At 67.7% G+C, this 17,358-nt stretch carries 20 protein-coding genes; 14 read left to right on the top strand and 6 right to left on the bottom strand.

From position 1 onward, the window contains the following. The first annotated feature begins 2 nt into the window (after positions 1-2). The 4 genes from PQI23_RS10695 to PQI23_RS10680 all read left to right on the top strand — a co-directional run bounded on the left by PQI23_RS10695 (position 3) and on the right by PQI23_RS10680 (position 3,713). Positions 3-1,205 carry a M23 family metallopeptidase gene (locus PQI23_RS10695; protein WP_339974361.1) on the top strand — a complete coding sequence of 401 codons (1,203 nt, stop codon included), beginning with the start codon at positions 3-5 and terminating at the stop codon, positions 1,203-1,205. A gap of 150 nt (positions 1,206-1,355) precedes the next feature. Further along, on the top strand, positions 1,356-2,396 hold the full coding sequence (locus tag PQI23_RS10690; RefSeq protein WP_339974359.1) for a zinc-binding alcohol dehydrogenase family protein: 1,041 nt from the start codon (positions 1,356-1,358) through the stop codon (positions 2,394-2,396). A gap of 108 nt (positions 2,397-2,504) precedes the next feature. Next, a complete protein-coding gene (locus PQI23_RS10685) occupies positions 2,505-3,434 on the top strand; it encodes an SURF1 family cytochrome oxidase biogenesis protein (RefSeq protein WP_339974357.1) in 930 nt (309 codons plus the stop codon). 63 nt (positions 3,435-3,497) lie between these two features. After that, a complete protein-coding gene (locus PQI23_RS10680; RefSeq protein WP_017883907.1) occupies positions 3,498-3,713 on the top strand; it encodes a hypothetical protein in 216 nt (71 codons plus the stop codon). Positions 3,714-3,831: 118 nt separating this feature from the next. Here the strand turns inward: PQI23_RS10680 and PQI23_RS10675 are convergent, their stop codons facing one another. The 4 genes from PQI23_RS10675 to PQI23_RS10660 form a co-directional block, all read right to left on the bottom strand. Next, a complete protein-coding gene (locus PQI23_RS10675; RefSeq protein ID WP_339974354.1) occupies positions 3,832-4,524 on the bottom strand; it encodes a hypothetical protein in 693 nt (230 codons plus the stop codon). Positions 4,525-4,602: 78 nt separating this feature from the next. Then, complete coding sequence (locus tag PQI23_RS10670; RefSeq protein WP_339974352.1) at positions 4,603-4,959, bottom strand: hypothetical protein; 357 nt, start codon at positions 4,957-4,959, stop codon at positions 4,603-4,605. A gap of 22 nt (positions 4,960-4,981) precedes the next feature. After that, complete coding sequence (locus tag PQI23_RS10665) at positions 4,982-6,139, bottom strand: heparan-alpha-glucosaminide N-acetyltransferase domain-containing protein (RefSeq protein ID WP_339974350.1); 1,158 nt, start codon at positions 6,137-6,139, stop codon at positions 4,982-4,984. 28 nt (positions 6,140-6,167) lie between these two features. Beyond that, the gene (locus PQI23_RS10660; RefSeq protein WP_024356167.1) at positions 6,168-7,109 is read right to left on the bottom strand and encodes a cation diffusion facilitator family transporter; all 942 of its coding nucleotides are present in this window, start codon (positions 7,107-7,109) and stop codon (positions 6,168-6,170) included. 143 nt (positions 7,110-7,252) lie between these two features. Between PQI23_RS10660 and PQI23_RS10655 the strand changes: the two genes are divergently transcribed. Further along, positions 7,253-7,633 (top strand): ArsR/SmtB family transcription factor, encoded by a 381-nt coding sequence (locus PQI23_RS10655; RefSeq protein WP_339974347.1) that lies wholly within the window; start codon positions 7,253-7,255, stop codon positions 7,631-7,633. Between the two features lie 13 nt (positions 7,634-7,646). Here the strand turns inward: PQI23_RS10655 and PQI23_RS10650 are convergent, their stop codons facing one another. After that, entirely contained in the window at positions 7,647-7,880 is a 234-nt protein-coding gene (locus PQI23_RS10650; RefSeq protein WP_017883901.1) for a hypothetical protein, read from the bottom strand. A gap of 87 nt (positions 7,881-7,967) precedes the next feature. Here PQI23_RS10650 and PQI23_RS10645 point away from each other — a divergent pair, with 87 nt between their 5' ends. The 6 genes from PQI23_RS10645 to PQI23_RS10620 all read left to right on the top strand — a co-directional run bounded on the left by PQI23_RS10645 (position 7,968) and on the right by PQI23_RS10620 (position 14,616). Continuing rightward, the gene (locus PQI23_RS10645; protein WP_017883900.1) at positions 7,968-8,345 is read left to right on the top strand and encodes a BlaI/MecI/CopY family transcriptional regulator; all 378 of its coding nucleotides are present in this window, start codon (positions 7,968-7,970) and stop codon (positions 8,343-8,345) included. A 6-nt stretch (positions 8,346-8,351) separates the two neighbouring features. Further along, the gene (locus PQI23_RS10640; protein WP_339974343.1) at positions 8,352-9,167 is read left to right on the top strand and encodes a M56 family metallopeptidase; all 816 of its coding nucleotides are present in this window, start codon (positions 8,352-8,354) and stop codon (positions 9,165-9,167) included. An 87-nt stretch (positions 9,168-9,254) separates the two neighbouring features. Further along, on the top strand, positions 9,255-9,488 hold the full coding sequence (locus tag PQI23_RS10635; RefSeq protein ID WP_339974341.1) for a heavy-metal-associated domain-containing protein: 234 nt from the start codon (positions 9,255-9,257) through the stop codon (positions 9,486-9,488). Continuing rightward, positions 9,485-11,545, top strand: coding sequence for a cytochrome c oxidase assembly protein (locus PQI23_RS10630; RefSeq protein ID WP_339974339.1), 2,061 nt, complete (start codon positions 9,485-9,487; stop codon positions 11,543-11,545). Before PQI23_RS10635 ends, PQI23_RS10630 begins: the two co-directional genes overlap by 4 nt. After that, on the top strand, positions 11,542-13,782 hold the full coding sequence (locus tag PQI23_RS10625) for a heavy metal translocating P-type ATPase (protein ID WP_339974337.1): 2,241 nt from the start codon (positions 11,542-11,544) through the stop codon (positions 13,780-13,782). Before PQI23_RS10630 ends, PQI23_RS10625 begins: the two co-directional genes overlap by 4 nt. 390 nt (positions 13,783-14,172) lie before the next feature. Next, entirely contained in the window at positions 14,173-14,616 is a 444-nt protein-coding gene (locus PQI23_RS10620) for a CPBP family intramembrane glutamic endopeptidase (protein WP_339974335.1), read from the top strand. An 8-nt stretch (positions 14,617-14,624) separates the two neighbouring features. Here PQI23_RS10620 and PQI23_RS10615 read toward each other — a convergent pair whose 3' ends face one another. Continuing rightward, complete coding sequence (locus PQI23_RS10615; protein WP_339974333.1) at positions 14,625-15,233, bottom strand: DUF5134 domain-containing protein; 609 nt, start codon at positions 15,231-15,233, stop codon at positions 14,625-14,627. Positions 15,234-15,380: 147 nt separating this feature from the next. On the opposite strand from PQI23_RS10615, the gene PQI23_RS10610 reads away from it, so the two are divergent. The 3 genes from PQI23_RS10610 (at position 15,381) to PQI23_RS10600 (ending at position 17,313) form a co-directional block, all read left to right on the top strand. Then, positions 15,381-15,770 (top strand): hypothetical protein, encoded by a 390-nt coding sequence (locus tag PQI23_RS10610; protein ID WP_024356163.1) that lies wholly within the window; start codon positions 15,381-15,383, stop codon positions 15,768-15,770. Between the two features lie 21 nt (positions 15,771-15,791). After that, entirely contained in the window at positions 15,792-16,850 is a 1,059-nt protein-coding gene (locus tag PQI23_RS10605; RefSeq protein ID WP_339974331.1) for a CPBP family intramembrane glutamic endopeptidase, read from the top strand. A gap of 82 nt (positions 16,851-16,932) precedes the next feature. Then, positions 16,933-17,313, top strand: a complete 381-nt coding sequence (locus PQI23_RS10600) for a cupredoxin domain-containing protein (protein ID WP_339974329.1) — start codon at positions 16,933-16,935, stop codon at positions 17,311-17,313. Positions 17,314-17,358 lie beyond the last annotated feature (45 nt).

Below are 17,358 nucleotides of genomic sequence, written 5' to 3'. Positions count from 1 at the left end.
AGATGAATATCACCTCAAGCGTTCGGAGACGCCGGCTCGTCGGCGCTCTCGCGGCCGCCCTGGTCGGCCTCGCCCTCTTCCTCTCGGGAGGGGCGACGCCCGCCCACGGGGTCGAGCTGCCCACCTGGGACGACGTGCAGGCCGCGAAGCGGAACGAGGCGGCCGCCGCCGCGAAAGTCACGGAGATCGAAGGACTGCTCGAGCAGAGCCTGGCGGAGCTCGAGCTGCTCCGGGTCGCGACCGAACAAGCGAACGCGAGCTGGCAGGACGCCGAGACCGCAGCAGCCGACGCCGCGCTCCGCGCTGAGACGCTCCAAGCGAAGGCCGACAAGAGCCGTGAGGAAGCCAACGTCGCCGCAGACCAAGCGGGGGTCGTCGTCGGCCAGATGTATCGCTCCGGCGGTATCGACCGCAGTGCCGACATGTTCTTCGAGACCGACGCAGCGACCACCGACGCCCTGCTGAACCGCCTCGCGATGATGGAGCAAGCCACCCGGCGCAACACCACCATCGCCGCGAGGGCTGAGCTCGCCCGCAACACGGCTTCCTCGCTGGGCGAGCAAGCCGACGCCGCGAGCACGGAGCGCGATCAGTTGCGAGCCGATGCCGAACAGCTGGCCCAGACCGCCGCTGAGAACCTCGACGCACAGCGCACTACGTTCCTCGCGCAAGAAGCGCAGCAGCGTGAGCTCGAGGCGCAGCTCGCCGCTCTGAAAGACGCGACCACCGACACGGTCGCCGGTTACGAGGAACGCCTCCGCGCCGAAGAGGAGGAGCGCAGAAAGCAACAGAGCGGCGGAGGTGGCGGCGGTGGGGGTGGCGGCGGGACCCCCGGCGGTGCCGGCTGGTACCAGCCGGTGCCGATCTCCTGGATCTCCACCTACTTCCGGCAACCACCGAGTCACACCGGGCTCGATCTCCCAGCCGGCTGCGGCACCCCCATCGTCGCGCCCTCCTCCGGCACCGTCGCCGTCGCCGGTTGGGTCGACAACTTCGGCGGATACATGACCTACCTCAACCAGGACAACGGCTATCAGACCCGTTTCGCGCATCAGATCGGCACACCGCCGGTGGTCTCCGGCCAATGGGTGCCCGCCGGAGCTGTCATCGGCTACGTCGGCAACACCGGGATGAGCTTCGGCTGCCATGTCCACTACGAAGTGCTCTCCGGCGGCAACTTCATCGATCCGACCCCGTTCATCTAGCACGATGTCACCTCTAGACACCGCATCCGCTCAAGACCCGCCTCTGGCACGCCGACGCCCCATGCCGTGCCGCGCGCAGAGGCCGCAACCGGTGACGCCGCACTCGTGCCGGAGCCCACGACTCATCTACATGCAGGAAAGGGGACAAACATGAAGGCCGTTGGATATACCCACCCAGGCCCCCTCGACGAAGACGGGGCTCTCCGCGACGTCGAGCTGCCGATACCCGAAGCCGAGGAACACGATCTGCTGGTGCAGGTGCACGCTGTCTCCGTGAACCCGGTGGACTGTGCGATTCGCGCCACCGAGCAACCCCGCGCCGGGCAGCCTCGCGTTCTCGGCTACGACGCCGTTGGCACAATCGTCGGACTCGGCGCGTCCGTCGAGGACGAACCGCTGCTTGAACACTTCGCCGTTGGCGACCGCGTCTTCTACGCGGGAGCGATCGACCGGCCGGGCAGCAACGCCGAATACCAGATCGTCGATGCCCACCTCGCTGCTCACGCTCCGGCCTCGCTGAGCGACACGCACGCGGCGGCGCTGCCGCTGACAGCGCTCACCGCGTGGGAGCTGCTCTTTGACCGGCTCGAGGTGACGCGGCCCGTGCCGGGAGCCGCATCCGCAGTCGTCATCATCGGCGGGGGCGGGGGAGTCGGGTCGATGGCCATTCAGCTGCTGCGCGCCCTCACCAACGTCACCGTGATCGCCACCGCCAGCCGCCCAGTCACGAAGGCGTGGTGTGCGAACCTTGGCGCCCACCACGTCCTCGACCACCGCCGGCCGCTCACCCCACAGGTGGCCGAGCTCGGCCTCGGGGCGCCCGGCTTCGTGCTCTCCACCGCGGGATCCGAGGAGAGACAGGGCGACATCCTCGAACTGCTCGCCCCGCAGGGGCGCTTCGGGTACACCGATCACCCCGAGCTCGACGTGCAGCCGTTCCAGTCGAAGTGCATCTCACTGCACCCCGAAGACGTGTTCATGCGCTCTCGCTTGCAGACCCTCGACCTGGCCGAGCAGGGCGAGATCCTCCGACAGGTCGGCGAGCTCGTCGACGCCGGGAAGCTCCGCAGCACGCTGACCAGCACGCTCGGCGAGATCGACGCCGCGACCGTCGCCGAAGCCCATCGCTTCATCGAGAGCGGCACGGCGGTCGGGAAGATCACACTCGAAGGCTTCAGCTCCCTGCCGTAGCAGCGAGGCCGCCCAGCTGCGGGCGGCTCAGGAAAGGATGACCGGCATGATGCTTGCCGCCCTCACACTCCGTGTCGACTCCGGCATGCTGCGCACCCCTTGAGCGGCATGACGACACACACCGCCACCTCCGGGCAGGGCCCAGTCCACGGAGGACATGAGCGACCCCAGGAGCCGCCCCAATCGCAACCGGGCTGGTCGTTCCTGCGATCGCGCCGCTGGCTCGGGTACTACGTCCTCCTCGTCATCTTCTGCATCGTCTGCGTCTGGCTCGCTGACTGGCAGTTCGACCGGCGAGCCGATGCCCGAGCGGAGATCGCGCGCATTGAGCAGAACTACGACGCCGCAGCTATCCCGCTCGATGACGCTGTGCCCGACCCTGCTGGCTTCGACGAAGACGCACTGAAATGGCAGACCGCCACCGTGCGCGGCGAGTACCTCGGCAACCCCTTCCTCGCCCGCAACCGACCCGGGCCCGAAGGGGTCGGCTCACATCTCCTCCAAGCTCTGCGCACCGATCAGGGGTTGATGTTCATCGTCGACCGCGGCTGGGTGCCGGTCAATGGCAACGAGGCGAATGCGGGCGACGCCTGGCTCGACAGCATTCCTGCAGCCCCAACCGGGCCGGTCGAGGTCGACGTGCGACTTCGGGCGAGTGAACCGCAGATCGCCGGGCGCCTCGCTCAGGGCAGCACGGTCGCCAGTATCAACTTGCCCGAGATCGCCCGGATCGGCGGTTTCGATGAGGCCTACACCGGGGCGTACGGCATGCTCATCGGGGAAACCCCCAAGGCCGAAACCGGGGTGCTCCCCGAGCCACCGGAGCGCGATGAAGGCCCGCACCTCTCTTACGCGCTGCAATGGTATGTGTTCATCCTCATCGCCGCCTTCGGCGTCGTCTACGCCGCCCGGCAGGAGCATCGCGGTCTGAATGCGGGCAGCGAAGCCGTGCTGCGGCAGCAGCGACGAGCCGCAGCGCGCAAGGCCCGGCGCGGCACGACCGACGCCGAAGAGGAAGACGCCTTCCTCGAGCAGTAGCGGTCGCCACCGGCCGCATGCGCCGGAGCGTCTTCCCGACCCGGGCCATCGAAAGGAGCAGGCGTGGAGATCGCCCTCTGGATCACGCAGCTGCTCATCATGTCCGCCCTGATCGCCGTCATCGGTGTCGCCGGCGCACCCCCGCGCGACAGCCGCGAGGATCCGACCGTTCGCGAGGAGCTCGACGACTTCGTCTACCGCTCGCGTCGGCTCGGCTCACGGCTCAAGCGCCGATGGCAGCAGCGCGGCAGGCGGAAGAAACGCCCTCCGCGTCGCTGATCTGTCGTCTTGCCGGGTCTTGCCTACACTGGACGATGCGGCTACACTAGTGAGTGCAAACCGGAGCATTCCAGCCCAGCGCTCGATAGCTCCGGCGGCCCCCGGTCTCTTGCTTCGGCTACCGGGGGTTGCTTTTTTCCACGGGCACGACCCGCAGCAGCGGCGCCAGCGGCACGGCATAGCCCGCGTCGCTCCCACGCTCAAGGTGGCTCTGCGCGAACGCCACGATGTCGGGCACCCACAGCAGCGGCTCCACTGACGGTGAGGTGAAGGTCACCTGCATCTGGCCGATCACCTGCGCCTGTCGCATCGTCTTGATCGTCCGCAGATCACGGGCCCGCTGTCCTTGGTGGCGTCGCTCCTCGGCCACGACGAGCGACGGCCGAGGCGTCAGCTGCCCCTCGTGCAGGTTCCCCAGCAGTGCCGTCAAGCATGCCTCGCGAGCGAGTTCATCGCCGCCAGGAGCATCTTCGATCGGCGACTGCACCGCCAACAGGAACGCTTCGTCCTCCTCGGCTGCGGCGAGGTAGCGGCAGAGCTCGTGGATCGTCTCCGCGTCGCCCTCCACGTGTGCCTCGCTCGTATGCCAGTAGCTTCCGCCGACGATCGACCCGAGATCATCACGCACCGGCTGATGGAGTCGAACCGGCGACACATATGCGGTCGCGATGTAGAACGTGCGTGCACCGTGTGCGACCTCGGGTACGACGTAGCTCTCATCGACGAACGCCACATGCGCATCTGGTCGGAGACGACGGTAGGACTCGGAGAGCAGCCGACGCCGAGTCTCATCCGTGTGCGAAGCTGCCATTCCGCCATTCTCTCAAACCTCAGCCGGGCGGCGGGCGATGTCACCGCGGCGCGGCGTGCCGGTCAGCGTCGAACTCACTCATCCCCAGATCACCATCATGCGGTAGAGCATGACGGCGACGGCGAAGTTCACGACGACCAGCACGAGGTTCGCCGTGCGGCGACGGTCGACGAGCGCCCAGAACGCCGCACCGAACGGGATGAGTAGCGCGACGATGAGATACATCCAGAACTCGAGCGGATCCCCCACGGCGGGATTGCCTGCGACAGGCTGCACGATGCCGACGACTACCTGCGCGATGAGCAGCACCCCGACAAGCAGGGTCGCGCCGAGGGTGTAGTCGTTGGGGCCTCGCTTGCGGGAGAACTCAAGGATGCAGACGAGCGCCGCGAGCAGGGCGAGGACGATCTGGGCAATGCCGAACCAGACGATCATGCGGCGAGAGCGGGGTCGACAGTCACGGCTCAAGGATATGCTGGCGCTGCTGCGCATTGCCCCCGGAGGAGCCAGGCGGCCCGCCGAACGACGAGAGCCGACCGATCAGAGCTTCCAGCGGCCCTTGCCCGACCAGCAGACTCCACACCACGGAGAGCACAATCGTGGCGAGCGTCATCGGGAGAAACGGGTCGAGATCGCGGAACGCATGCTCATGCGCGGAGCCGAGCAGGATCGTCGAGGCGAGGGCCCAGCCCACGATCTGCAGCACATAGGCCGTCAACGGCATCGACCCTACCGCCCGGAGCGGGAAGGTGAGCCACGGCAGCCGTCCGGCAGAGCACAGCAGCAGGCACACGCCGATCACCGCGATCGCGAAGCCGCCGCTCCCGATCGCCTCGAGCACGCCGCTCGAGTGCGGATCCGCCGTCCACCAGGCCTCAAGGAACGGTCGATCAGCCGACTCCTCCGACGACTCCGCGCCGGGGGAGAGACTGTATCCGGCTACCGCCAGCAACATGCCAAGGCCGAGTGCCGCCCACTGCACCCGCCGCGACCACATCCCCGCGCGCGCCAGACCGAGGCCCGCGAGGGTGAACGCGACCCACAGCGGAAACGGATAGTTCCATCCGATGTAGAGCCCGGTGAGCCAGCCTTCGTAGCTCTCCCACCACGGCGAGGCATTCGCCCACACCACCACGGGCGAAGCCACGAGCACGACGATCGCGGCTGCGAGGAACAGCCGTGAGGCGCGCTGCGCGAGCAGGGGGAGCGCCAGGACGAAGATGACCGCATAAGTCGGCAAGATGATCGCCGCCGGTACGTCGAGGCTGATGAGCAGCACGCCGATAAGCCAGATCAACAGCGCCCGGATCACCACCCGCAGCCTCGCCCGGCCGAGCCCGGCACCGCTCGGAGGCCTCGGGCCGCCCGTGGAGAGGCCGAGCGAGACGCCAGCGAGCGTGGCGAAGAGGATCGAGGAGCGACCGTTCACGATCGCCCCCCATGTCGACGGCTCCGTCCACGACAGCGAGCCGAGCCAGAGCAGATGCGCCGCCAACATGCCCAGCACCGCGAGCCCGCGAGCGAGGTCGACCCCCGCGACCCGGGCGGGGCCGTTCAGCCGCCGCCAGTTTCGTTCGATGCGGCGGCGCAGCGGAGTCGTGGGGGCGCTCGTCATGCTCCGCCGCCGATCCCGCGCCACTCGCTCATGGGTGCTTGACGCCCACCGGCTCGTCGTCGCTGATGTGCGCCGTCTCGATCTGGAAGGTCGAGTGGTTGACCGACACCTCGAAGTGCTCCGCTACGCACTCCTTCACCGCATGGAGCACTTCGGCAGCATGCCCGTCGGTGAAGCATTCATCCTCGACGACGACATGCGCGGTGATCGTCGGCAGACCGGTCGCGACCGTCGAAGCGTGCAGGTCGTGCACATCCTTGACGTGCTCGAGCTCGAGGATGTGCGCACGCACCTCGTCGAGATTGAGGCCCTTGGGGGTGAACTCCATGAGCACGCTCGTCGTCTCGCGCATCAGCTTGAAGGCGCGGGGCACGATGAGCGCGGCGATGAAGAGGCCGGCGAGGGCGTCGGCGCGCTGGAAGCCCGTGGTGGCGATCACGATGGCGGCGACGATCACGCCCAGGGAGCCGAGCGCGTCGTTGAGCACCTCGAGGAATGCGGCGCGCATATTGAAGTTTGCGCCTCGGCTCGAGGAGAGAATGAGGATGGCGGTGATGTTCGCGGCGAGGCCGACGATACCGAAGACCAGCAGCTCGGTCGCAGGCACCTCCGGCGGTTCGAATAGGCGCCGGATGCCCTCGATGGCGGTGTAAAAGCCGACCACGAGCAGTAGCGTCGCCTGCCCGAGCGCGGCGATCACCTCGATCCGGCGGAACCCCCAGGTGCGCGTCGACGTCGCCGGCCGCAGCATCAGTGTCGCCGCGATCAGCGCGACCAGCAGCCCCGAGGCGTCGGTGATGGCATGCGCGGTGTCAGTGAGCAGTGCGAGGCTTCCGGTGACGACGGAACCCACGGCCTGCGCGACGACGATCGTTGCGGTGATGCCGAAGGCGATCCAGAGCTTACGGCGATAGTCGCCGGGCTGTCCCGCCTCGGCCACGCCCGGGCCGTGATCATGTCCTGCGCCCATTCGAGATCTCCGTTCTCATTCGGTACTGGTCAATACACTTCACTATATAGATAACATCGTCGTTTGGCGATGTTATCTTTCGCCAATAGGTCGCGGCTGCCTCCAACCTAGAGTGATTGCCGATTCGGAGATAACATCGTGATATGACGATGCAAGCCGAACGTTCTCATGAGCTGCCGACGATTGCCGAAGCCGAGGCGCTGACCTCTGCGGCAGCCCTCTTCCATAGCCTCGGCGATCCTTCCCGACTGGTGATCCTGCAGCATCTGCAACTCGGGGAGCACCGCGTGGTCGACCTGGTGAAGCACCTCGGTCTCTCCCAGAGCACCGTCTCCAAGCATCTCGCCTGCTTGAAAGACACCGGCATGGTCGTCTCGCGAGCCGAGGGGCGGGCCTCGATGTACTCGCTCGCGCATCCCGACGCCGTCGTTGCGATCCTCGCAGCAGCCGAGAAGGTGCTAGCTCTCACCGGGGACGCCGTCCGCTTGTGCCCCATGCATCATGAGGGCATCACCGCTGACTGACCGGCCAGCGTGCTCACTCCGGCGTCTCTTCGACAGGCGCGGGCTCGGCAGCCGCCGGCGACTGCGCGGGAGGCTGCTGTTTCGGCGGGAGACCAGCTTTCGCGCGCTCCTCGGCCTCGATCTGCTTATAGACCCGGCGCTCCGTGCGATCGGCCCGAGAGATCGCGCGGATCACGAACCAGAAGAAGGCGCCGATGATCACCGACGGGGTGAGCGACCAGAGCGCGTTCGCCCACCAGTTCTCCATGCGCAGAGGCTACTGTTGCATGCTGTGAGAACAATGCAATAACTCGACGAGATGTAGAGTAAAAATCATCGACGAGGAGGGTACGACATGGCCGGGGTGCGCAAACGCGAATGGGGCGGTCTCGAAGACGAGGTCATGCAACGACTCCACGAACAGGAGCGCGCCGTGAGCGCGCGCGAACTGCAGACCATGTTCAGCGAACCCGTGCCGGCCTACACGACGCTCATGACGGCACTTACCCGCTTGGAAGGGAAAGGCCGCGTCGAACGGATCGGCGACTCGCCCCGGAAGATCAGCTTCCGACCGCTGCGATCAAGTGAGAAGGAGGCGAGCGAGACGATGACCTCCGCGCTCGAGCAGGCCGCCGACCGGCGGGCCGCCCTGCTCGCCTTCGCCGGGAATCTCGCCGAAGACGACGTCGCCGCGCTCATGGACGCCTTCGGCGAGGCGAAGCCCGAAGGATAACCGACCGTGCTGCTCCTTGCCCTAGTTCTCCTGGGCACGGCCCTCGCGCTCGCCGTGCTCTGCCCGCGCGTGCTCACCGCAGGACGCTGGCACCTCTTCCACCCGAGAGCCGCGCTGACGGTCTGGTTCGGGTCGTTCGGCGTGGGCATCGCGACCGCCCTCGCCGGCATCGCCCTCGGCATCGTCGCGGTCGAGTCGCTGCGGCACACCATCCCGCACACCACCAGCGTGACCGTATCAGCGGCGATCTGGGTCGCCGCCGGGATCTCCGGCGTCTTCCTCGTCTTCGCCTTCACCTTCGCCGGCTCGCTGCAGTCCCTGCGCCCGGCCTCCCACTCCCACGCTGTCGCCTACGCGAGAGACGAGCACATCGGATTCACCCTCGTCCGCTTCCACTCGGAGACGCCCGAAGCCTATGCTGTCCCCGGCAGACGTCCCGAGATCTTCGTCTCCTCAGCCATGGAGCAGCTCCTCACCCCGCCGCAGTTGCAAGCCGTGCTCGCCCACGAGTTCGCCCACCTGCGCCACCAGCACGGACTCGCCATCCGCATTGCCCAGCTCAACACGCTCGTCCTGCCGGGTACCCGAGCCAGCCGAGCGCTCGAACGCGCCACCCGCCTGCAGATCGAGCTCGCTGCCGACGATGCCGCCGCCCGTCAAGTCGGGGCCGCACACCTCGCGAATGCACTCATCGTCCTCGCAGCCGCGACGCACGATGTCGGCATGACCCTCCGGGCCGAGCGCCTCACCCGGAAACGCTGGCCTACCCCGCAGCGACGCCGCATCCCGCAGGGCCTGCACGCCGCCGCACAGTTGCGCTGACCTCGTCGCGCCGGCTGCCCGCGCCAAGCTCGCGTACGTCTACATCTTGTAGTCTTAAGCGAGTATCCCGAGGAGAGGACGACGGCGATGGACGTGACCAGCAAGCAGGAACTCACCGTCAACGGCATGACCTGCAGCCACTGCGCTCAGACGTTGACCACGGTGCTCAGCGCGCTCAGCGGCGTCGACGTCGACGACGTCGACGTGACCTCCGGCCGGGTGATCCTCGACGTCGCCCACCCCCTCAGCACCAACGCCCTCACGCAGGCCGTCAGCGAGGCCGGCTTCGAACTCACCGCCATCCGCGAGCGGGCACGATGAGCAGCAGCGCGGCCACGACCACGCCCGCTCAGGCCTCACGGGAGCGCTCGCCACGTCGCACCGCCGTCGCTCTGGCGATCGCGGCATTCGGTCTCCTTGCGATCATCGTCCCCCCGATCGTCGCCACGCTCCGCATCGGGCCGGCCGCCTATGAACAGATCTACCTCACCTTCCCTGGCTTCGACGTCGCCGTGCCGACCGCGCTCGGGCAGGGACTCGGCGATCTCGCCGCCATGCTCACCCTCGGCGCCCTGCTGTACCTCCTGTTCTTCCGTGACGCTCGCGGCAAACAGGCCAAACGGATCGAGCCATGCCTCGAACTCGCCCTGCTGCGTATCGCCTCGGTCGCCTGGGCGATGGTGTCGGCAGGCATGGTGGTCTTCGAATCGCTCGACAGCAGCGGCATGCCCCTCGCGCGTCTCACGGAGCCGGGCGCATTCGCCTTCCTCTACGAGACGAGCGCCTTCCCGCGAGCCTGGACGGTGTCGCTGGTCGCCGCCGTCATCACCTCACTCGTCTGCCAGTTCGTCACCCGGTGGACAGGACTCCTCATCCCGCTCTGGGTGACCTGCTTCGGCATCCTCGCCCCCGTGGTCGTCGGGCAGATCCTCGTCGGCCCGAATCACGACCTCGGCAGCGACGCCGGCACCTATCAAACCCTCGCCACCGGAGCAGTCTTCGGCGTCATCCTCATCGCCGCCATCCGCGCCGCGAGCGGCCGCACCCTCGACCCGGTCATCGTCACCCGCCTCACCAGCTTCGTGCTCGCGGGCATTGCGCTCATCATCGCCACCGACCTCGTTCTGACCTGGTTCAAGCTTGCCGGATCGAGCCTCCTCGAGTCCGAGACGGGCTGGCAGATCCTCGCACGCTGGACATGCCTGGCACTCCTCACCGTCGCCCTGCTCGGCTGGCGCGCGGCCCAGCGCGCAAACCCGGCACAGCCCGCTGCCCTGCCGCCCGCCATCGCGACCCTAGCGATCACCGGATGGATCGGGATCACCGCGGCGATGACGAGGATCCCGCCACCCCACTACTTCCAGCCCACCAGCATCTCCCAGGTGTTCCTCGGCTTCGACGTCGACGAGGCACCCTCGATGCTCGTGTGGTTGACGCACTGGCGGCCCAATCTCCTCTTCATCGTGCTCGCGATCGCCGCCATCGCCGCCTACCTCTGGGCGGTGCGCGTGCTACGCACGCGCGGCGACCGGTGGCCGATCGGCCGCACGGCCTCCTGGATCGGCGGGTGGTGCGTCATCGTCTTCGCCACGAGCTCGGGCTTCGGCAAGTACTCCGCCCCCGACTTCGGCACGCACATGATCGTGCACATGAGCCTGAACATGCTCGCCCCGATCCTCCTGGTGATGGGCGGCATCATCACCCTGCTGCTGCGGGCGACCCGCGCAGACCCCACCAGACCAGCAGGCCTGCACCTCTGGATCACCTGGATGCTGCACTGGAAGGCGCTCCGCCTCGTCTACAACCCGCTGTTCGTGTTCGTGCTCTTCGTCGGCTCCTACTACGGGCTGTACTTCACCGGGATCTTCGAAGAGGGCATGCGGTTCCACTGGGCGCACCAGCTCATGAACGTCCACTTCATCATCGCCGGGTACCTCTTCTACGGGCTCGTAATCGGGGTCGACCGACCGCCGCGCCCCCTCCCGCACATCGGCAAGCTCGGCTTCGTGCTCGCCGCGATGCCGTTCCACGCGTTCTTCGGCGTGATCCTGATGATGGCTGATGGCGAGTGGATCGCGGAGAACTTCTACCTCTACTTCGGGCTGCCCTGGACAAACCTCCAAGCCTCCCAATACCTCGGCGGCGGCGTCGCCTGGGCTGGCGGCGAGCTGCCGCTGCTGCTCGTCATCATCGCGCTCGGCATCCAATGGTCGCGGCAGGACGCGAAAGAGGCCCGCCGCAAGGATCGACACCTGGACTCCGGCCGCGATGAGGAGTTCGACGACTACAACAAGATGCTCGAAACTCTCGCCAATCGACGGCAAGCCGCAGGCCCTGGACGACCCGCGCCCCGGAGCGAAGAGGAGCCCCAGTCGTGACCCTCGCCCCCGATGTCGTCGAGCCGTTGCAGCTCGACGTCTCAGGCATGACCTGCGCCGCCTGCGCGGGACGCGTCGAGCGCGCCCTGAACAAGATCGAGGGTGTCACCGCGAGCGTGAACTACGCGACCGAGCGCGCCATCGTCTCTGGCCTCGGCGCCGCTCGCGCGAGCGAAGCACTCGAGCGCGTCGAGAAAGCCGGCTACGGGGCGCGCATCCACGACGACGCCGACGACGCCTGGTCAAAGCGCGCTACCGAAGTGCGCATCACCTCGCTGCGCAGACGGCTCATCCTCGCCGCCGTGCTCACCGTGCCGCTCATGGATCTCACGATCGTGCTCGCCCTCGTCCCCGAGTGGCGCTTCCCCGGCTGGGAATGGCTCTGCGTCGCCCTCGCCGTGCCGATCGTCACCTGGGCGGCCTGGCCGTTCCACAAGGCCACCCTCAGAAACCTCCGCCACGGCGACGTCAGCATGGATACCCTCGTCTCCCTCGGCATCGCCGCGTCCTTCGGCTGGTCGGTTGTGACGCTGCTACTCGGTATCGAGGGGAGCGGGGCCGGATACTGGCTTGGCATCGGCGCCACTCCCGAGGGGGCAAACGCCATCTATCTGGACGTCGCCGCCGGCATGACCACCTTTCAGCTCGCCGGCCGCTACTTCGAAACCCGCTCACGCCGCAAAGCCGGCGACGTGCTCGGCGCTCTCAGCGAGCTTGCCGCCACGCACGTCCGCATCCAGCGCGACGGCACCGAGGAGATCAGGCCCGCCACGGAACTCCGCGTCGACGACGTGTTCGTCGTGCTCCCCGGCGAAACTCTCCCCGCCGACGGCACCATCATCGTCGGTAGCGCCGACATCGACGCCAGCATGCTCACCGGCGAACCGCTCCCCGTCACTGCCTCGAGCGGCGATGCGGTGATCGGCGGCACGATCAGCACCAACGGCCGCCTCGAAGTGCGCACGAGCTCGGTCGGCGCACACACCCAGCTCGCGCAGATGACCGCCCTCGCCGAACAAGCCCAGGCCCGCAAAGCCCGCGTGCAGACCCTCGTCGACCGCGTCACCCGCTACTTCGTACCCGGAGTGATCGTTCTCGCCATCCTCGTCACCACTGGGTGGATGCTCGCCGGCCGCTCCTTTGAAGAGGCCTTCGGGATCGGGATCTCCACCCTCATCATTGCCTGCCCATGCGCCCTCGGGCTCGCCACTCCGACCGCGCTCATGGTCGGCATCGGCCGGGGCGCCAGCCTCGGCATCCTCGTGAAGGGGCAGGACGCGCTCGAGGCAAGCGGCACGATCACCACCGTGGTGCTCGACAAGACCGGTACCCTCACCACCGGCGAGATGACCGTGCGCAGCATCGCCACCGTTCCCGGCGTCGCCGAGCACGAGCTGCTACGCGTCGCCGCCTCCGTGGAGCAGGGATCGGAGCACCTCATCGCCCGTGCCATCGTCGCGGCCGCGAAGCAGCAGATCGCCGACCTCGACCCCGTCAGAGACTTCATCGCCGTGCCCGGCCGGGGCGCCTCCGGCACCGTCGCCGGCGACACCGTCCACATCGGCAGCCTCGCCTACCTGGACGAGCAGGGCGTCTCGACCGGTGCCGCCCGCGTCTACCTCACCGAGGCCGACGCCACGGAATCGACCGTGTTCGTCTCCCAGGCAGGACGCCTGATCGGGCGCTTCGGACTCGCCGACACCATCAAGCCGAACGCCCGTGCTGCAATCCAAGCGCTGCAGCAGCAGGGCCTCACCACCGTGCTGCTCACCGGCGACTCCCGAACGGCCGCAGAGGAGATCGCCGACACCCTCGGCATCGACCGCGTCTCCGCAGAAGTGCTGCCCGCCGAGAAAGGCGATGCGATTCGCGAGCTGCAAGCGGCGGGAGAGCGGGTCGCGATGGTCGGCGACGGCATCAACGACGCCGTCGCCCTCGCCGCCGCCGACCTCGGCCTCGCCGTCGTCTCCGGCAGCGACATCGCCCTCAAATCGGCCGACGTCATCCTCGTTCGGGAAGACCTCGCCGTGATCCCCGAGGCGATCGAGCTCTCCCGTCGCACCCTTCGCACCATCCGCGTGAACCTCGGCTGGGCGTTCGGCTACAACCTCGCCGCGATCCCGATCGCCGCTGCCGGCTTACTGAATCCCCTCATCGCCGCCGGCGCCATGGCACTCTCCTCGGTGCTCGTCGTCTTCAACAGCCTTCGGCTGCAGAACTACCGCCGCCGGATATAGACGGGCTCTCAAAGGTGCGACCACCCCAATACGCGCGCTTCGACGTTGCCCCGATCTCGAAGCGTCGACTGCGCTGGGAGCTCGCGATCGTGCTCGCACTGTCTTTCGGCTACGCGGGCGTGCAGTCGATCATCACGATCCTGCGCCGCCTCAGCCAGGAGACCGCGCTCGCCTCCCAGACCGCCACCATCAACCGGCCGCTGGCCGAGCAGCCCCTCTTCGACCTCGCCTACCAGCTGCTCGGCTTCGTGGGGGAACTCGCACCCGTCGCGCTCGTGGCGTATCTGCTCTGGCGCACAGCGGCCCCGCACCTGGGAAACCTCGGCCTCGGACGGCTCCCCCCCCGGCAGGGGCGGCCGGTGGTGGCTGGCAGACACCGGCTGGGGTGTCGTGCTCGCGGCTGCGATCGGGATCCCGGGGCTCGCGTTCTACCTCTTCTCGCGCATCATCGGGATCAACGCGAACGTCGTACCGACCGCCCTCGACGCCTACTGGTGGACGGTGCCCGTGCTGATCCTCTCCGCCCTGCGTGCAGCTCTCGGCGAGGAACTCATCGTCGTCGCCTACTTCTTCGACCGTATGCGACGCCTCGGGGTCGGCCCGATCTCCACCATCGTCTCAAGCGCACTGCTGCGCGGCAGCTACCACCTCTACCAGGGCATCGGCGCATTCATCGGCAACGTGGTCATGGGGCTCCTCTTCGGCTGGGTCTACCACCGCTGGGGGAGGTCGTTGCCGCTCATCGTCGCGCACTGGCTGCTCAACATCGTCAGCTTCGTCGGCTACCCGCTCGCGCTGCTGCTCTGGCCCACTCTCTTCCAAGTCGCGCCATAGCAGGCCGACTACCCGTTCATGAGCAGCAGCATCGCCGTCATCCCCGCCGCCATCAGGCAGTGGCAGAGCGCGTGCAACCGATCCCCGCGAACCGTCTCCGCGCGGAAGGCCCACCACAGTGCAATCGCTGCGCTTCCAGCCACAAACACCACGTTGACGACGTCCACCCACACCGGGGTGGTCATCGCCAACATCATCGCCTCATCAGCGGCCTCTCCGTGGCCGCCACCGTGCTCCCCGCCGCCCATGTCCGCCATGAGCAGCGGCATCGCCGCGATCATCCACACCATCGCGCCAGCGAGCCAGATATGCCCGGCGAGATCGACGCGGCGGGCCGGCAACGGCGCCTTCCAGAGCCCCGGCACTAGGGCGAGCGCAAGTACGGTGAAGACCACGATCTGCGCCCAGTTCGACGCCGCCGGAATCGACATCATCCAGCACATCGCGATCATCCCGGCGCTCATCACCAGGTGCATGAGATGGATCGCCATCGACTCGAGCACCGGGCCGCGCCGCGCGCCGGGAGGGGGCCGGTGCGCGATGAGGCGCACGAGGCAGTACACCCCGGTGAACGTGAAGACGACGGTGAGAATCAGATTCCACGGGGAAGCCAGCATACCCACGAGCTTACATCTACATCATGTAGAGTACGGGCCAAGGCCCGCATCCCTCGAGGTTCCCCGAACCCGGGGGAGGGGAGGAGACATCCCGGGCGCCCGGCGCGGCCCAGAACCCCTGCGGCGTCTGCGAAAGGAATACTGACCATGACCGGACTCACCTTCGCCGTCGGCGGCATCCTCACCGCCACCGGCGTCGTCGCCTACTTCGCGTCCGACGCGAGCAGCATGACCGCACTCATCCCCTCCGCACTCGGCGTGCTCATCCTCGTCGCAGCCGTCATCTCACGCGCGCCGAAAGCCCGCCGCCACGCGATCCACGCCGCCCTCGCGATCGCCCTCCTCGGCATCGCCGGCACCGCGATGAACGTGATGAAGATCGGGGAACTCTTCGCCGGCACCGCCGAGCGACCGAACGCCGTGATCGCGAGCACCGTCACCTTCGTCGTGCTCCTCGTATTCCTCGCCGTCGGCATCGCCTCCTTCGTCCGCGCCCGCCGCTACCGCGCGCAGCAGCCGACGAACGCCCCCGCCTGAGCCGCAACCGCAGTTCCCCGCATGTCCAGCCCCGAGTCCGAGCCCCACGCGCCGTCTGCAGTGTCGCCGTCCTGGGGCTGGGCACGGGGCACGCCGCCGCAGCTGCGCATCATGGAGACCGAACCGCTCGACTACCACAGCCTGCTGCGCGGCACCTCCGCCTACCGATGGTGGAAACCGCTCGCCCTGCTCCTGCTGTCAGGGGCCTTCTTCGGCATCCTCACCGTGGTAGTCACCGTGGCCGTCATCCCAGTGCTCCTGCTCACGGATCCCGACTATCCGGCGCAGGTCGCCGCCGGCACTGCCGCGGCGCTCGACACCCAACGGCCCGTCTCGGTACTCGTGAGCATGGTGTCGATCATCATCATGCTCCCGGCGGTGCTGCTCGCGATGCTCGTCCTCGGCATGCGGCCCATCGGCCGGATCTGGTCAGTCGCGGCCCGCATGCGCTGGGGGCTGCTCGGGCGACTGTTCGTCATCTCCGTGCTCGCGATCGCCGTGATGAACCTCGTCGGTATCGCCGCAGGCGTGCTCCTCGAGCCCGCCACCGACCCTGCAGCGGCTGCGAACGAGACTGCCTTCGATGCACGCGCCGCGCTGCTATCGATGCTGCTCGTGCTGCTCCTGGTGCCGCTGCAATCCACTGCCGAAGAGATCGTCTTCCGGGGACTCTTCATGCAAGTGCTCGGAGCCTGGCTCAGAAACCCCTGGTTCGCGATCCTGATCCCCTCGATCGGCTTCGCGTCCCTCCACATCTACGACATCTGGGGACTCCTCGCCGTCGGGTTGCTTGGCGCAGTATCCGCCTGGCTCACCTGGCGCACCGGCGGCCTCGAGGCAGCGATCGCGATCCACGTCGTCAACAACTACGTCGCTTTCGGCATCATGGCGTCGGGCCTCACCGGGGAAACCGCGCAGACCACAGGCGACGGCAGCGCCGCCGGACTGATCGGCCAGATCGCCGGTCTTGCGCTCTTCGCCTGGCTCACGCTGCGCGTCTTCACACGGGGCGGGTACGGCCGGCAGCGCATCGACCTCATCCAGCACACCTCCGCGCCGAAGGAGCGGGGAACCCGGTAGAGCGCCGCCGAGTCGACACCGGGAGAGCAGTCCCGCGTCGCACGCCCACACTAACCCAGAAATCGAGAGTAAGAGAGACACCATGGACGCCGACACTCGCCGCATCCTCGTGCACGCCCTCGGAGCCGTCCTAACAGTCGGCCTGCTCGGAGGACTCGCCGCCTGTGCCGCCACGAAGCCCGAGGTCACCCCCTCTGCCGAGGACGCCGCCCCCGCCGTCACGGTACGGGCCTACGACAACGCCTACGACATGGCCGAGGTCGAGGTTGCCGAGGGCGAAGCGGTGCGCTGGGTGTTCGAGGGACAGAACGAGCACGATGTCGTCGCCCAGGATGCGAGCTTCGTGAGCGATCTCATGCGACAGGGCAGCTTCACCCACGTCTTCGACCAGGCCGGCAGCTACGAATACGACTGTTCCATTCACGCGGAGATGAAAGGCGTCGTCAACGTGACGGCCGACTGACCCGTGCCGAGGATCTCACACGCAGACCGTCCCTGCCCGGCCGCC

This window comes from Leucobacter sp. USCH14 (assembly GCF_037619215.1).
Classification (GTDB): domain Bacteria; phylum Actinomycetota; class Actinomycetes; order Actinomycetales; family Microbacteriaceae; genus Leucobacter.
This window is presented reverse-complemented; position numbering and strand designations above follow the sequence as displayed.

Coding starts and splice junctions, on each gene's coding strand:
- PQI23_RS10635 (WP_339974341.1), top strand. CDS start 9,255: ATGGACGTGACCAGCAAGCAGGAACTCACCGTCAACGGCATGACCTGC.
- PQI23_RS10675 (WP_339974354.1), bottom strand. CDS start 4,524: ATGGCAGCTTCGCACACGGATGAGACTCGGCGTCGGCTGCTCTCCGAG.
- PQI23_RS10650 (WP_017883901.1), bottom strand. CDS start 7,880: ATGGAGAACTGGTGGGCGAACGCGCTCTGGTCGCTCACCCCGTCGGTG.
- PQI23_RS10655 (WP_339974347.1), top strand. CDS start 7,253: ATGACGATGCAAGCCGAACGTTCTCATGAGCTGCCGACGATTGCCGAA.
- PQI23_RS10685 (WP_339974357.1), top strand. CDS start 2,505: ATGACGACACACACCGCCACCTCCGGGCAGGGCCCAGTCCACGGAGGA.
- PQI23_RS10645 (WP_017883900.1), top strand. CDS start 7,968: ATGGCCGGGGTGCGCAAACGCGAATGGGGCGGTCTCGAAGACGAGGTC.
- PQI23_RS10615 (WP_339974333.1), bottom strand. CDS start 15,233: ATGCTGGCTTCCCCGTGGAATCTGATTCTCACCGTCGTCTTCACGTTC.
- PQI23_RS10670 (WP_339974352.1), bottom strand. CDS start 4,959: ATGATCGTCTGGTTCGGCATTGCCCAGATCGTCCTCGCCCTGCTCGCG.
- PQI23_RS10630 (WP_339974339.1), top strand. CDS start 9,485: ATGAGCAGCAGCGCGGCCACGACCACGCCCGCTCAGGCCTCACGGGAG.
- PQI23_RS10610 (WP_024356163.1), top strand. CDS start 15,381: ATGACCGGACTCACCTTCGCCGTCGGCGGCATCCTCACCGCCACCGGC.
- PQI23_RS10605 (WP_339974331.1), top strand. CDS start 15,792: ATGTCCAGCCCCGAGTCCGAGCCCCACGCGCCGTCTGCAGTGTCGCCG.
- PQI23_RS10690 (WP_339974359.1), top strand. CDS start 1,356: ATGAAGGCCGTTGGATATACCCACCCAGGCCCCCTCGACGAAGACGGG.
- PQI23_RS10665 (WP_339974350.1), bottom strand. CDS start 6,139: ATGACGAGCGCCCCCACGACTCCGCTGCGCCGCCGCATCGAACGAAAC.
- PQI23_RS10660 (WP_024356167.1), bottom strand. CDS start 7,109: ATGGGCGCAGGACATGATCACGGCCCGGGCGTGGCCGAGGCGGGACAG.
- PQI23_RS10600 (WP_339974329.1), top strand. CDS start 16,933: ATGGACGCCGACACTCGCCGCATCCTCGTGCACGCCCTCGGAGCCGTC.
- PQI23_RS10695 (WP_339974361.1), top strand. CDS start 3: ATGAATATCACCTCAAGCGTTCGGAGACGCCGGCTCGTCGGCGCTCTC.